Below are 14,804 nucleotides of genomic sequence, written 5' to 3'. Positions count from 1 at the left end.
ATCCCCCTCCAAAAGTTAGGTAAATCCCCATTTACATCATAAAGGTAGCCCGTATCCGCGATACGGCTCTTTTGTTGGTAAACAGTGTTTGTTGATCAATTGTGAAAATCACTTGATATTGCCAATGCTTTTAAAGATAATAATTATCAATATCATTCTTATTGACAACAAAATTTCTGTGGTGAACAACATGACCAAGCCACTTTCTGACATTATTGAAGAAACCACAAAATCAACCTCACTGACTGATTTTGCTGCTAAAAATGGGCTTATTGAAAGCCAAAAATTATTAGGTGCATCAGGCAAAATTGCCATTGAACACCGCGGTGAAATTTATCAATTGCGCCAAACTCGCACAGGTAAATTAATTCTGACCAAATAGTTTTTAGTCTTCACAACGCAGTTTGCTTTAAAAGTACTGTTTGTTTCAAAAATACAATTAGCTTTAAAAACACAATATATCTCGCAAGCCACCTAAGTCGTCATACTAGGCAGCCAGCTTAACTCTATACATCAGGACACAGTTTCTTATGGTGTTTATTACGGGCTTTGCTGCTGTAAATCTGGATAACCTCAAGGCGAACTTTCGAACCCTATCATCACTTGTTGGGTTCAAATACCCCTTTTCCCCTATTCCGTTGAAAGCGTCTTTGTCTCAACACCCTATAAACACGCCATAACGCTCTGATGATAAGTCAGTTTTTAACGGTGCATCGCACTCATCAAAGAGTTAACAATTTTTAGGGAGTATCACCTGTATGTCTCAAGTATTACGCTTATCTGTGCTGGCGAGTGCCTTGCTGCCTCTAATGGCAACCGCACAGACTGAAAAATCTCCAACTAACAATAACCATTTAACTAACAGTCACCACGATGTGATGACTGTTTATGCCACGGGTAATGAGCGAGATAGCTTTAATACGCCGATGATGGTTACCGTCATTAAAAATGATTCACCAGAAACCAAAACAGCCAATAATGCTAACGATATTTTGCGGAAAGTGCCGGGCATTGCACTGACAGGAACTAGCCGTACTAACGGTCAAGATATCAGCATGCGCGGATTTGACCGTCGTGGAATTTTGACGTTAGTCGATGGCGTTCGCCAAGGTACGGATACTGGGCACATTAACGGAACATTTCTTGATCCCGCGCTTATCAAACAAGTGGAAATCATTCGCGGTCCATCAGCGCTTTTATATGGCAGCGGCGCGATGGGTGGCGTGATTGCTTGGGAAACCGTGAATGCGAAAGATTTACTGCGTGAAGGTCAAAGCCAAGGTTTCCGCGTTTTCACTCAAGGCGCTACCGGGGATCACAGCTTTGGCTTTGGCGGCTCCGCTTTTGGTAAAACCGATGACTTTGACGGGCTATTCAGCTTTGTGACGAAAGAAAGCGGTGATGTTCGTCTTGGCGGCGGCGAGAAAATGGATAACAAAGAAACCATTGCCAATATGCTCGGTAAAGGCACATGGCAACTGGATGATGCGCAAACCCTGTCGGGACAAATTCGTTATTACAATAATGATGCTTATGAGCCAAAAGACCCGCAACAGCTCGCCACCAGCAACGATAATAAGAAGGTTAACCGCACAACGCGTCAGCGTGACTTGCAAGCAACCTATCAGTTAAATCCAGACGATAATTCATGGCTCAATTTAAAAGCGACTCCGTATTACTCTGATGTGAATATCACCTCCAAAGGGAAAGAGTCTAACTACGAAGGGCGCAGCCAAAAAACGTATGGTATCAAATTGGATAACCGCTCCGATATCTATGAGTTACCACTCGCTGCACACAACTTTACCTACGGTACTGAAGCGTATCGTCAAAAACAGACCCCTTACGCTGGAACCACTCAGTTCCCTGATGCAGAGATCACCTTTGCGGCTGGCTTTATTCAGGATGAGATTACCTTAAAAGATTTGCCTGTTTCCTTCATTTTGGGAACTCGCTATGACAACTACAAGTCCACCGCCAAGGGCAATAAAGATGTCAAAGAAGATCAATGGTCATCAAAAGCGGCAGTGAGCATCACCCCAACCGATTGGTCAATGCTGTTTGCGTCATACTCTGAAGCTTTCCGTGCTCCAACAATGATGGAAATGTACAACGATTCCCTGCATTTCCAACAAGGCCCAATGACTAACTACTGGCGCCCTAATCCAGACTTAAAACCTGAGTCCACGCGTACTGCAGAATATGGTTTTGGTTTACGTTTTGATGACTTACTTATGGCTCGCGATAACCTGCGCTTCAAAGCCAGCTATTTCGATACAAAAGCCAAAGATTATATTGATACTCATGTCAATTTTGACCGCTTTAACCTGAAAAATAACTACACCACATCCATCAATACCAAGCGTGCCAAAATTTGGGGAACGGATGTGTCATTGGATTACACCACCGACTACTTTGCGTGGGGTCTAGCTTATAACCACACCGTCGGCGTCAATGAATATACAGGCAAAGCCATTGAATCCATTAAACCGGATTCACTCACCAGTAACCTCTCCATTCCAGTTGCAGACAGCGGTTTCTCTGTGGGCTGGTTAGGTGAGTTCACTACTCATACCGATTTCGATAAAACATCCAAATTGAAGCAACAACCGGGCTACGCCGTTCATGATTTCTATCTAAATTATCAAGGAGATGGAAGTCTTAAAGGGTTAGATACCAGTGTTGTTTTAGGAAATGCTTTTGACAAAGAGTATTACTCCTCTCAGGGGATTCCCCAAGATGGTCGTAATGCTAAGCTGCTCGTCAGCTTCCAATGGTAATTCACACTACATAAAGGAGAAACCTGTGAATTCAGCACTTTTCGAACGTTATCAACAAGCCAAAGCAGATAATAAAGCTAGGTATGCGAGAGACCTCGCTGCTTATCTGAATGTTTCTGAAGGGGAATTACTGCATAGCCGCGTTGGGCGCGATAAGGCTAAACGCCTGAGCATTGATGCGCCAACGTTATTAACTGCTTTGGAGGCTGTCGGTCCAGTCAAGGCTATTACCCGTAATGAGTATGTGGTCCATGAGCAAGTCGGGCGCTATGAGAATGCTAAATTTAGCCCTCACGGCGGTTTAATTCTTAATCCACGCGCACTGGATTTGCGTATGTTTTTCTCTCATTGGGACAGCATTTTTACGCTCTCTGAAGAGGCTAAACGAGGTGAACGTCATAGTATCCAATTCTTTGATAAACATGGCGATGCACTGCACAAAGTGTATACCACCGATGAAACCGATATGGATGCATGGAATGCGCTTATCGAAAAATACGTAACCACCGAAAACCCACTATTATCCGTTGAAAAAGTGCAGCCACACCACGCTCAGCCAATTAGCGATGAGCTAAAACAACAGCTTGACCAAGAGTGGCGCAATATGACGGATGTTCACCAATTTTTCATCTTATTGAAGAAAAATAACTTAAGCCGTCAACAAGTGTTCCGCGCTGTCAGTGATGATTTAGCTTGGCAGGTGCCAAATGATTCATTCAATCAGCTGGTTAATACAGCTTTCGCTGATCAAAACGAAATTATGATTTTCGTAGGTAACCGTGGATGTGTGCAAATTTTCACAGGCAAAATCAAACGCTTGATGCCACACCAAACTGAAGGTTCTGACATCAAATGGCTGAATATTTTCAACCCTGATTTCACGCTGCATATGATTGAAAATGGTGTTGCAGAGTGTTGGGTCACTCGTAAACCAACGGAAGATGGTTTTGTGACAAGCCTGGAAGTGTTTGATGACCAAGGCAATCAAATCGCACAAATGTACGGACAACGCACTGAAGGGACGCCAGAGCAAGAACACTGGCGCCAGCAAGTCATGTCCCTGCCAAGAATCTAACACAGGTATTTGACGATGAAACAATGGCTTCTAATGGTAATCACACTGGCAACCTCATTGGTTGCCCATGGCGCTGACCGTTTAGTGACACTCGGTGGCGATGTAACTGAAATTGTCTATGCGCTCGGCGCACAAGATAGTCTGGTTGGGCGCGACAGTAGCAGTTTACATCCCGAGCAAGCAACTAAGTTACCCGATGTCGGCTATATGCGAACACTGAACCCAGAAGGCGTGCTCTCTTTGCGTCCAACGTTGGTGCTCGCCAGTGAGCTTTCCCAACCTTCAATTTCATTAACCCAAATTGAAAAAAGCGGCGTTAAAGTGATTAAAGTGACAGGAAAACCGAAATTAGAAGCCATTCCTGAAAAAATCACCACCATCGCCAATGCGGTGGGATTACCCGAGAACGGAAAAAAGTTAGTCGAACAATTTAATGCCGAGCTACTCGCCATCCCCACTAGCCCTCTGAATAAAAAAGTGGTTTTCTTAATGAGCCATGGTGGAATACAACCGATGGCAGCTGGGCAAAAAACGGCAGCCGATAGCATGATCAAGGCCGTTGGTGCACAAAATGCCATGCAAAACTTCTCTAGCTATCGTCCGCTATCTCAAGAAGGTCTTATTTACAGCCAGCCAGACCTCGTCGTGATCTCTGAGCAAGGTGTAAAATCCTTAGGTGGCGTTGACAAAGTTTGGGAATTACCGGGGTTAGCACTCACTCCTGCAGGAAAAAATCGTGCTCTTTTAGTCGTGGATGATACTGGTATGTTGAGCTTCAGCTTAAGCACCCCCAAAGTCATGCAGCAGTTAAGAGAGGCGTTAGAAAAAAGCGAATGAGCCGTTTTAAGCACCCTTTATTTAAAATTTTGATGTTATTGGTGTTACTGGGGGCAGTCACTTTGGCTGCCTCTACCGCTGGTGCAATTAACTTACCGTTAAAAGTGCTTTGGTTTGCACCATCCACCGATCCTGACTGGCAAATTTGGCTCACCATTCGTCTACCAAGAGTGTTACTCGCCATTTTAGTGGGATTGGCTTTAGCGGTTTCCGGTGGGATGATGCAAGGGTTATTTCGCAACCCTCTCGCTGACCCCAGTTTATTAGGGGTAAGCAGTGGTGCCGCATTGTGTGTAGCAGCATTCATCATTTTACCGTTCTCCTTACCCACATTAATGCTCAATTACGGCCATCTTGGCGCAGCATTCGTTGGCAGCTTAGCGGTTTCACTGATCATTTTTAGCCTCAATCGTATGTCTAATGGCAATTTGGCACGGCTGCTATTAGCAGGAATTGCCATCAATGCCCTATGTATGTCACTAATTGGGGTACTGAGCTATATGAGTAATGACCAACAGTTACGCACATTTAGCTTGTGGATGATGGGGTCATTAGGCAATGTGAATTGGACATCGCTAGCGATTGCCGCCAGTGTGATTATCCCCACTTGCTTACTCTGCTTTTGGCAAGGCAATACATTGAATATTCTGCAATTAGGGGATGAAGATGCACACTATTTAGGGATAAATGTTGAACGCAGTAAGTTTGTTTTATTATTCCTAAGCGCCCTATTAATTGGCTGCGCCGTTGCTATGAGTGGTGTGATTGGCTTTATCGGGCTCGTTGTTCCTCACTTAATACGTATGACATTGGGACCCGATCATCGTTGGCTTATTCCTGGTTCTGCCATTGTGGGTGCTTGCTTACTCTTAGTTGCCGATACCCTTGCTCGCACTTTAGCCGTTCCCGCAGAAATCCCCGTGGGCTTATTAACGGGTTTGATTGGCGGACCTTACTTTTTATGGCTAATACTGCGCCAACCTGCCGGAAGGATCTAACCGATGCCCAATTTACTCGATGCTAAAAACCTCAGTTATCGTATTAATAATCGAACATTAATCGATGATATCAGTTTGTCTATACAGCAAAATCAAATGGTGGTGATTATTGGTCCTAATGGTGCGGGAAAATCCAGTTTATTGAAATTGCTCACAGGCTACACCTCCCCCTCTCAAGGTGAGTGCCAGCTAGAAGGTCGCCCATTACCTGAATGGGAGCCTCAAAGCCTCGCTAAAAAACGTGCCGTGATGAAACAGCATAGCCATTTACAGTTTGCGTTCAGTGTTGAGGATGTTGTGGCGATGGGAAGAACTCCTTATGGTTCTGAACATAAGCAACGCGCCATTGATATTGCTATGGAGCAAACCCACTGCACCCCACTACGCCATCACGATTATCGCCAATTATCCGGTGGTGAACAGCAGCGTGTTCAGCTTGCGCGAGTGTTAGCTCAATTATGGCAACCGGAACCAACACCAGCCTGTTTATTCCTTGATGAGCCTACTTCTGCCCTTGATTTATACCATCAACAGCACAGTTTGCGGCTATTGCATCAGCTTACCCGTGAAAGGCCGCTAGGCGTTTGTTGTGTGTTGCATGATTTGAACCTCACCGCACTCTATGCCGATAAAGTGTATCTTATTCATCAAGGGAAATTAGTTGTGGCTGGAACACCACAAGAAGTGTTAACTACCGAGAATTTAACCCAGTGGTATCAAGCGGATTTAGGGGTACAGCCGCATCCAGAAACGGCAACCCCTCATGTGTATCTGCGCCATTAATAAACAGCCGCGGCTTTCATCATGCTCTATCACATAATGAAGACCGCGACTTAACATCATAATAAATTGAAGTATTTATTTGGCTTCGGTGGTGGCGGTAACTGCTTAGCATCAATCATATCAAGAGCATTGCGTTCAAGCCCGTTACATAACGCATTCAGTGGCAAGCTGTTGTCCAGCACATCGAATGGGTCTTCCAATTGTTCCGCTAATGCATCCCACGCCAAGAACGTATAGGAAACAAATACTGAAACCAAAGGCGTCATGTAATGTAAATCCCCCACCAACGCAAACGGTAATAATGTACAAAATAAATAGACCGTACGTTGCAGGATCAATGTATAAGCGAAGGGGATCGGCGTATTCGAAATACGTTCACAGCCGCCTAAAACTTCAGATAACCCGTTCACATCTTTATTGATAGACTGAAACAGCACATCGCTGATCAGATTGTTATCTCGCAATGCCCCGACACTCAAACCAATATGCATAAGAATTCGGCTGGTGGGAAAAGGGCTTCTAATAACATCTAAAAAAACATCTCGCGGCAATAAACGATACAAATCTATATTTGGGTTAGTACGTCTAAGTTCGTGATTTAAGCTCCAACTAAACGCAATCAACAAATTAGCAAATGTGCGATGCGCTTCAGGATCATTCGGCAATAATCCTTTTATGTTTCTTAAAATATTACGTTGGTTGGTTAATATTGCGCCCCAAAGCGTTCTTGCTTCAACTAAGCGGCTGTAGCAGGCGTTATTACGGAACCCCAAAAAGATAGCTATTGCTATCCCTAATAAGCTAAATGGGGCTATTGTCAGATGGATCCCTAATTGTTCGTACCATTGATAGATTAAAATAGCGACAATGGACATCATAATATTAAGCGATAATCTAAAGGTGATTTTAGACAGCACGGAACCGTGCCAGTCGAACAACCTAAAGAACCAGTGTTGATGCGGGCGAATGACCATAAATTAATAATAATTGAAAGGATAGTTATGTGTGATGATTATCACATAAATTATTTTGGCAATCCATATTTTGATGATCTCATCAATTTACTCATCTTAAGCTAAATAGTTTAGTAATAAACTATTTAATTGTTTATCTATTCTATCATCTATTTATTATTTTTCATTTTTTAAGATTTCAGGTATTGACTCAGATTAATTTATAATTAATTTAACCTAGGCAATACTAGCATTTGAAATACTTATTTAATTTAAAATTAATAGCCAAGTAAATTAAACAATTTATATACAGCACGCAAATATAATCAATTGATTAATTTTTGGTTATATTTTGATTAAATATCAAATATCTAGCATTATATTAAGTTAAATTCTTAAGGAACTCTTAATATTAGCGGCAATATTACCGTTATCATTTAATCATCATTTAAAAAATGATTAATATAATTCCAATTATAAAAAAATTAATAAAATTTTAATTTATTAAGAATGGTTGTTTGTTTATGAAAAAAACAGAATATTTTCTAAAAAAATTCCGTGCGCTAATCATGAGTGACAAAAGTTATCTCACGAATAAATTTATTAAAAAATTAGGGTATTACCCTAACTTTAATGCGCCGAAAAGCTTTAATGAAAAAGTGAATTTCCGTATGATCCATGACCGAAATCCACTGCATAGTCAATTCGCCGATAAACTCGCGGTGCGTGACTATGTTACGCAGACTATCGGGCAAGAACATATCGTTCCTATTCTCGCCACTTATCAACATGTGGATGAAATTGATATTACGAAACTGCCCCAGCGCTTTGTATTGAAATGCACCCACGACAGCGGCAGCAGTATTATTTGCACCGATAAATCACAGTTTGATTTACAAAAAGCCAAAGACAAGCTGTCATTCCATTTACTCAAAAATCTCTATTACATTACTCGTGAACGCCATTATAAAAATATTCCTGCGCAGATTATTTGCGAGGAATATATCGATTTGTTTGAGCAGAAAAAGAGAAAGCTAGTACCCGAAACCTGCCGCATTCATTGTTTCTCGGGTAAACCCGTTTACGCAGAAATCGATTATACCGACGAAGATGGCACCGAGTTTATCAACCTTTATGATACGGAATGGCAATTGCAGCCGGTCAGTTTTGGTTATCCTCAAATGCTAGAACCGGTCAGTGAACCAACACAATTTAGAGAGATGCTAAGATTAGCTGAAATTTTAGTGACGCCATTCGATTATTGCCGAGCTGACTTTTTAATGGCAGAAAACAAACTCTATTTTAGTGAACTTACCTTCGCACCCAATGCGGGACGTACCGTGATCAGCCCACTCTCTTGGGACTTTAAACTTGGAGAGTTATGGGAGCAGAAAATCACAACGCCAAACATGCTTCATTCACGCAAACCTGAGCTCGTACTCGCCAACCTCAATAAGAAAAAATAGCCATAAAAAAACGCGCTACTCATTCAAGATAGCGCGTTTTTTTTTCATTACTAGTGGCGAGCAATTTATCAAGCACGGTCAGTTTGCCAATACACTTGCCTTACGACGTAAACTTGCAATCAGCATATAAATTGCCGTCACTAACAGCACAATAAAGAAGAAATTCGTTAACCCGCTATGTTGTTCTAACATTGTTCCCGCTGCGATAGGTCCCATCGCAGAGCCCACACTATAACTAAATAACATCACTTGGGTCGCTGCCACAATAAATGACGAGTCCAAATTATCACACGCTAAAGTGATCGCTATCGGATACAAGGCAAATGATGACATTCCTAGCAGGGCTAGCGCCACAATCATCACCACATAATCTGATGAGATGTAAATCATACCCATCGCAAAAACACCTAATAATGAAACCATGGCTAATAATAAGGTTTTGCTCATCATTACTGACAATTTACTGATCACTGGCTGAATTAACATGCCACCCAAAATAATGGATGCCATCAAAACACCAACTTGATCCGTCGTAAAATTATCTTTTTTCAGTGATAGCGGCATTAGCCCATAAATGGTTCCCATCACAATACCGGATACCATACACCCCATAATAGCTGGCTTACTTAAACGAGTGATCTGCTTAAATGATAATTTTTGATGCAAGCCACTTGCTGGTTGCCCTTGACGTACCAATAAAGGCGGTAAAACTGCCACTAGCAGTAAACCGAGTACCACAATAAAAGGAACAACGCCCTGAGTACCAATCACACCAATAGCAAGCTGCCCAAGTGTTGTTCCCCCATATAACGAGGTCATATAGAAACTCAGTCGTTTTGCTCGCTCTTTTGGATTATCTCCAATCAGTAACCAAGATTCCACCACGACAAAAATTCCTGCTACCGCAATACCCGCAATTAAACGATTTGGTAGCCAAGCTTCAATTGTCGGTGTCCATGGCAGTAAAACAACCGTTGCTGCCAACATTAATAAGAAACTAATAAAGGAGAGACGGTGACCAATTTTTGCGATCACAGGCTCAATCATCATTGAGCCAATTAATAAACCAATATAGTAGGCACTCGCTAACCAGCCTGCATATTGCGTATCAATGTCAAAGCTACCCATTGATAACGGGATCAAGCTCATCAAGTAACCTGAAGCAATAGCAAATAGTGTTAAGCCTGCAACAGGTACAAAGGTATTGTCGCCTTTACGCATTAACATGGTGGACATTTTCACGTCCTACTCTCCAAAAATAAGATAAATATTGTGCGCTGCAGACGTCGATAATCACGGCAAAATCATTCATAAAAATGAATATATTTTAGCGACTGGTGCAGTGATGAAATTAAATAGATGAGGCTAATTTGAGCGCAATATAGATCTTTCAAGACCGGAATGACAATGAGAAAAACTAATGATGACTAGTAAATTTATTTATGTGAGAAAAATCACGTTTTTTTATGCAGTAAAACCCCCTAGAAAATCGCCATAAAAACAAACAATTCATTTAATATCAATATCATAAAAAGAAAACCGAAAAATCCCTATCGTTACTTTTTGAAACAAAACTTCCTACTTCCATCCTCTCTTTCAAAATATATTTATCACTTTTCTTAAAAAGAAATCTATTCAAAACTATTTTTGCTAATTAATTAGCATCAGGCTTATCAATATACTTAATTAGTGGTATTTATTACTCAAACGCCCATTATTTATAAATTATTATCTTTTTTTAATAATCATCTTCTAACTTCTGGTTGTCTTCTAACTGTCTTCTAACTTCGAGTTGCCTTCTAACTAGTTTTTGCTGTGGCAAGGCGGTAAGCATCAGTTAGCCTGGGGAGCATACATAAGTATGTGACTCAGGTAACTTATGCGAAACCAACACAGCCACAGTGAAAACTAGGACGAAGACAAGCGTCGCCATAAAGTTGTCCGACTGATACCGAGAAACTCCGCCACCGCCTTACGATCCCCATTAAACCTTGCCATCACTTCCTCTAGCGTCTCGGTTCCTTCCTGCGTCTTTGCCGGATTTACCTTTGTTTTCCTTTCTGGCGATAGCATCTTGAGCATGTCTGGATTGATGCTTTTATCCGCATAGGCACTACAATAGAGCGCGACACGCTCCATTAAGTTACGTAATTCTCGTACATTGCCTGGCCATGAATAGGAGAGAAAAAAGTCTCGACAACTGAGAAGTTGCTTAACTCTAAAGGCTGGAAGAGGCAGTTGTAATCCGGCAAAAGCAAGTTTCAATAATCGTTCTGCAAGCGTGAAAATATCCTCATTACGCTCTGATAATGCGGGAACTTTCATGCGAAGAACACCTAGGCGATAGAAAAGATCGCCACGGAATTTGCCTTGCGCTACCCATTCATCAAGGTCGCAGTGGGTCGCACAGATAACACGAACGTTAACCTGTAACGGTCGATACCCTCCTACTCGTACCACGGAACGCTCTTCTAACACACGCAATAACCGAGTTTGTAACGCTATTGGCATCTCACCGATTTCATCAAGAAAAAGGGTTCCCCCATTCGCTAGTTCAAACAACCCTGCTCGACCGCCTCTACGCGAGCCAGTAAATGCGCCTTCTTCGTAACCAAACAGTTCCGCTTCCAGTAATGTTTCAGGAATGGCACCACAGTTGACGGCCACAAATGGCATTTGCTGTTTACTGCGTTTTTGCTGATTAAACAAACTGTATTCGTGATGAATAGCTTGGGCCACCATCTCTTTCCCCGTGCCACTTTCACCTTGTATTAACACCGTGGCATCTGAACGGGCATACAACATAATGGTTTGACGAACTCGCTCCATTGCAGGCGACAAACCAATCAGGTCATTAATCGTGTGTCTAACTTTTGCTGTATTCAGCTGAGGATAACGTGATTGCTCAGTCACATGGCGATGGGACATTCTGCTGAGCTCAATCGCATCAGAAAAGGCTTGTCGAATGGTCTGTGTCGAGTAGATAAAAATCCCTGTCATACCCATTTCTTCAGCAAGATCTGTAATTAATCCCGCTCCCACAATGACTTTTACCCCCATGGCTTTTAGTGCTTTTAGTTGTGCTCGAGCATCTTCGGCAGTGACATAGCTGCGCTGTTCAATCTGTAATCCAAAATTATGTTGAAACTGCTCTAATGCAGGGATAATTTTTTGATAACTAATAATGCCAACTTTATCGCTAATTTCCCGAGCCTTCGCTAATGCTTGCATCACATCAAAGCCATTAATATTCACAATAATAACGGGAACCGAAACATGACTTTTTAAATATGTCCCATTAGAGCCTGCGCTGATAATCGCGTCACAATGCCCCTTCTTTAAACGGCGTCGAACTTCTTCCGCGGCTTGCTCAAAACCGATATTCAGTGGAGTGATGTCAGCTTGTGCACTAAATTCAGGGCTAATATCACGAAATAGCGTGTAAAGACGAGATACTGACACCGTCCAAATAATGGGTTTATCCATTGTTCTCCTCCACTGGGTTTACTTCTACGCGGGGTTTGCTTCGCGCTGTGATGTTTCACTTTTGTTTCATGAAACAATATATCGACTCAATGAAACATGCTAACCAATTGGTTAAAAAATGGCTTTCTTGTCACATAAAAATAAAAGCTTTTATCTTATTGATATTTAAACTTAATAATAACCTCACGCTTTCCTTCTGAACTGGCACGTCAATTGCTACCTAACTATAGTTAGTAAAAGTCATATCGTTAGTAAAAGTCATTTACACATGATTAACCAACTCCGAGGTGTTTATGTCTAGCCGTTCCGCAGGTCAAAAATTTCGAGATGCCGTTAACAGCGAATCCCCTCTTCAATTGGTCGGTACTATCAATGCAAACCATGCACTCCTTGCTCAACAAGCTGGGTATAAAGCCATTTATTTGTCTGGCGGCGGCGTGGCGGCTGGTTCATTAGGGATCCCAGATTTAGGCATTTCTACACTGGATGATGTGCTGATTGATATTCGTCGCATTACTGATGTCTGTGATTTACCGTTAATGGTGGATGCGGATATTGGTTTTGGTCCTTCCGCATTTAACGTAGCCCGTACCGTCAAGTCGATGGTGAAAGCGGGTGCTGCTGGGCTGCACTTGGAAGACCAAGTTGGCGCGAAACGTTGTGGTCATCGCCCTAATAAAGAAATTGTGTCCACTCAAGAAATGGTTGACCGAATCAAAGCTGCTGTCGATGCAAGAACAGATGAAAACTTTGTCATTATGGCACGCACTGATGCGCTGGCCGTTGAAGGGCTTGAGGCAGCTTTAGAGCGAGCAAGTGCTTACATCGAGGCGGGTGCCGATATGCTGTTTCCCGAAGCGATTACTGAGTTAGGCATGTATCAGCAATTTACTCAACATACGCAAGTGCCTGTATTAGCTAACTTAACTGAATTTGGTCAAACTCCGCTGTTTACTTTAGATGAGTTACGAAGTGTCGGCATTGCCATCGCCTTGTATCCACTTTCCGCTTTTCGTGCCATGAATAAAGCCGCTGAGCAGGTATATAACACCTTACGCCAGCAAGGCACCCAGAAAAATGTCGTGTCACTTATGCAGACTCGTGAAGAGCTCTATAAATCCATTAATTACTATCAGTATGAAGAAAAACTGGATGCGTTATTTTCACAAAATAAAAAACGCTAATTTCTTTTCTTGCAGCACATAAACCGTGAATCGAGCAAGTTGTAATCTCTTCTGCCCCCTACAAGGAATCAATGATGAATGAGCAACTTAAAAGTACTGGTTTCAAACCCAAAAAATCAGTCGCCTTATCAGGCGTAACCGCTGGCAATACGGCACTTTGTACCGTAGGTCGAAATGGTAATGACCTCCACTATCGGGGCTATGATATCCACGATTTAGCCACTCAGTGTGAATATGAAGAAGTCGCCTATTTACTTATCCACGATAAACTCCCTAACCGCACTGAATTGTCAGCGTACAAAGAAAAACTTAAACCTCTAAGGGGTTTGCCGACAAATGTAAAGCAAACATTAGAGTCCATCCCTGCCAATACGCATCCGATGGATGTCATTCGCACTGGCGTTTCGATGATGGGCTGTGTATTACCAGAAAAAGATGTGCATACCGTCGCTGGCGCTAAAGATATTGCCGACCGATTACTTGCATCTCTGGGTTCCATTTTGCTGTATTGGTACCACTTTAGCCACCATGGTCGCCGTATTGAAACCATGACTGATGATGACTCCATTGGCGCCCATTTTTTGCATCTGTTACACGGTAAAAAACCATCTCCTCAGTGGGAAAAATTCATGCATATTGCCTCTATTTTATATGCAGAACATGAGTTTAACGCCTCAACATTTGCAGCTCGTGTGATTGCTGGAACGGGCACCGATTTTTACTCAGCAATTACAGGTGCCATTGCGGCGTTAAGGGGACCGAAGCATGGTGGCGCCAATGAAGTTTCATTAGAAATTCAGCAACGCTATGCCTCTATTGAGGAGGCGGAACAAGACATCGTGGCTCGAATTAAAAACTCAGAAGTTATTATTGGCTTTGGTCACCCCGTTTATACCTTGGCTGATCCCCGCCATCCAATCATCAAATCCGTCGCCTTACAGCTTTCAGAACAAAGTATGAATCGGCATTTGTACACCATTGCAGATCATATTGAATCCGTTATGAAACGTGAAAAAAACATGTTTCCTAATCTAGATTGGTTCTCTGCGGTGGTTTATCACTTAATGGGCGTTCCTACGGCGATGTACACCCCATTGTTTGCCATCGCACGGATTGCGGGATGGTCAGCTCATGTGATTGAACAACGCCAAGATAATAAAATTATTCGTCCTTCAGCAAACTACACTGGCCCAGAAAATAAACTCTTTGTTCCCATTGAACAGCGCTAATTAAGGTAAAAAT

The 14,804-nt window shown here is 42.3% G+C and carries 12 protein-coding genes; 9 read left to right on the top strand and 3 right to left on the bottom strand.

All coding sequences use genetic code 11. The annotated features are described in order from the left end of the window. Nucleotides 1-190 precede the first annotated feature (190 nt). From hemP to GKR61_RS07585, 6 genes are all read left to right on the top strand, one after another. On the top strand, nt 191-382 hold the full coding sequence (gene hemP, locus GKR61_RS07610; protein ID WP_036951101.1) for a hemin uptake protein HemP: 192 nt from the start codon (nt 191-193) through the stop codon (nt 380-382). Nucleotides 383-758: 376 nt separating this feature from the next. Next, entirely contained in the window at nt 759-2,780 is a 2,022-nt protein-coding gene (locus GKR61_RS07605; protein WP_154600028.1) for a TonB-dependent hemoglobin/transferrin/lactoferrin family receptor, read from the top strand. 25 nt (nt 2,781-2,805) lie between these two features. Continuing rightward, nucleotides 2,806-3,855 (top strand): hemin-degrading factor, encoded by a 1,050-nt coding sequence (locus GKR61_RS07600; protein ID WP_036951104.1) that lies wholly within the window; start codon nt 2,806-2,808, stop codon nt 3,853-3,855. A 15-nt stretch (nt 3,856-3,870) separates the two neighbouring features. Then, nucleotides 3,871-4,692, top strand: coding sequence for a heme/hemin ABC transporter substrate-binding protein (locus GKR61_RS07595; protein WP_154600029.1), 822 nt, complete (start codon nt 3,871-3,873; stop codon nt 4,690-4,692). Next, complete coding sequence (locus GKR61_RS07590) at nt 4,689-5,690, top strand: FecCD family ABC transporter permease (RefSeq protein ID WP_036951108.1); 1,002 nt, start codon at nt 4,689-4,691, stop codon at nt 5,688-5,690. The genes GKR61_RS07595 and GKR61_RS07590 overlap by 4 nt, the downstream gene beginning before the upstream one ends. A 3-nt stretch (nt 5,691-5,693) precedes the next feature. After that, complete coding sequence (locus GKR61_RS07585) at nt 5,694-6,473, top strand: heme ABC transporter ATP-binding protein (RefSeq protein WP_036951109.1); 780 nt, start codon at nt 5,694-5,696, stop codon at nt 6,471-6,473. 56 nt (nt 6,474-6,529) lie between these two features. On the opposite strand, the gene GKR61_RS07580 is transcribed toward GKR61_RS07585, so the two are convergent. Next, nucleotides 6,530-7,447, bottom strand: coding sequence for a bestrophin family protein (locus GKR61_RS07580; protein ID WP_036951111.1), 918 nt, complete (start codon nt 7,445-7,447; stop codon nt 6,530-6,532). A 503-nt stretch (nt 7,448-7,950) separates the two neighbouring features. Between GKR61_RS07580 and GKR61_RS07575 the strand changes: the two genes are divergently transcribed. Beyond that, on the top strand, nt 7,951-8,892 hold the full coding sequence (locus tag GKR61_RS07575; RefSeq protein ID WP_036951112.1) for an ATP-grasp fold amidoligase family protein: 942 nt from the start codon (nt 7,951-7,953) through the stop codon (nt 8,890-8,892). A 78-nt stretch (nt 8,893-8,970) separates the two neighbouring features. Here GKR61_RS07575 and GKR61_RS07570 read toward each other — a convergent pair whose 3' ends face one another. After that, nucleotides 8,971-10,113 (bottom strand): MFS transporter, encoded by a 1,143-nt coding sequence (locus GKR61_RS07570; protein ID WP_036951232.1) that lies wholly within the window; start codon nt 10,111-10,113, stop codon nt 8,971-8,973. Nucleotides 10,114-10,800: 687 nt separating this feature from the next. After that, on the bottom strand, nt 10,801-12,378 hold the full coding sequence (gene prpR, locus GKR61_RS07565; protein WP_036951114.1) for a propionate catabolism operon regulatory protein PrpR: 1,578 nt from the start codon (nt 12,376-12,378) through the stop codon (nt 10,801-10,803). 293 nt (nt 12,379-12,671) lie between these two features. On the opposite strand from prpR, the gene prpB reads away from it, so the two are divergent. Then, nucleotides 12,672-13,562, top strand: a complete 891-nt coding sequence (prpB, locus tag GKR61_RS07560; protein ID WP_154600030.1) for a methylisocitrate lyase — start codon at nt 12,672-12,674, stop codon at nt 13,560-13,562. A gap of 74 nt (nt 13,563-13,636) precedes the next feature. Beyond that, on the top strand, nt 13,637-14,791 hold the full coding sequence (gene prpC / locus GKR61_RS07555) for a bifunctional 2-methylcitrate synthase/citrate synthase (protein ID WP_154600031.1): 1,155 nt from the start codon (nt 13,637-13,639) through the stop codon (nt 14,789-14,791). Nucleotides 14,792-14,804: the final 13 nt, after the last annotated feature.

The sequence above is a fragment of the Providencia sp. wls1916 genome, from assembly GCF_009706585.1.
In the GTDB taxonomy this organism is placed as follows: domain Bacteria; phylum Pseudomonadota; class Gammaproteobacteria; order Enterobacterales; family Enterobacteriaceae; genus Providencia; species Providencia lanzhouensis.
This window is presented reverse-complemented; position numbering and strand designations above follow the sequence as displayed.

Coding starts and splice junctions, on each gene's coding strand:
- hemP (WP_036951101.1), top strand. CDS start 191: ATGACCAAGCCACTTTCTGACATTATTGAAGAAACCACAAAATCAACC.
- GKR61_RS07605 (WP_154600028.1), top strand. CDS start 759: ATGTCTCAAGTATTACGCTTATCTGTGCTGGCGAGTGCCTTGCTGCCT.
- GKR61_RS07595 (WP_154600029.1), top strand. CDS start 3,871: ATGAAACAATGGCTTCTAATGGTAATCACACTGGCAACCTCATTGGTT.
- GKR61_RS07590 (WP_036951108.1), top strand. CDS start 4,689: ATGAGCCGTTTTAAGCACCCTTTATTTAAAATTTTGATGTTATTGGTG.
- GKR61_RS07585 (WP_036951109.1), top strand. CDS start 5,694: ATGCCCAATTTACTCGATGCTAAAAACCTCAGTTATCGTATTAATAAT.
- GKR61_RS07580 (WP_036951111.1), bottom strand. CDS start 7,447: ATGGTCATTCGCCCGCATCAACACTGGTTCTTTAGGTTGTTCGACTGG.
- GKR61_RS07575 (WP_036951112.1), top strand. CDS start 7,951: ATGAAAAAAACAGAATATTTTCTAAAAAAATTCCGTGCGCTAATCATG.
- GKR61_RS07570 (WP_036951232.1), bottom strand. CDS start 10,113: ATGCGTAAAGGCGACAATACCTTTGTACCTGTTGCAGGCTTAACACTA.
- prpR (WP_036951114.1), bottom strand. CDS start 12,378: ATGGATAAACCCATTATTTGGACGGTGTCAGTATCTCGTCTTTACACG.
- prpB (WP_154600030.1), top strand. CDS start 12,672: ATGTCTAGCCGTTCCGCAGGTCAAAAATTTCGAGATGCCGTTAACAGC.
- prpC (WP_154600031.1), top strand. CDS start 13,637: ATGAATGAGCAACTTAAAAGTACTGGTTTCAAACCCAAAAAATCAGTC.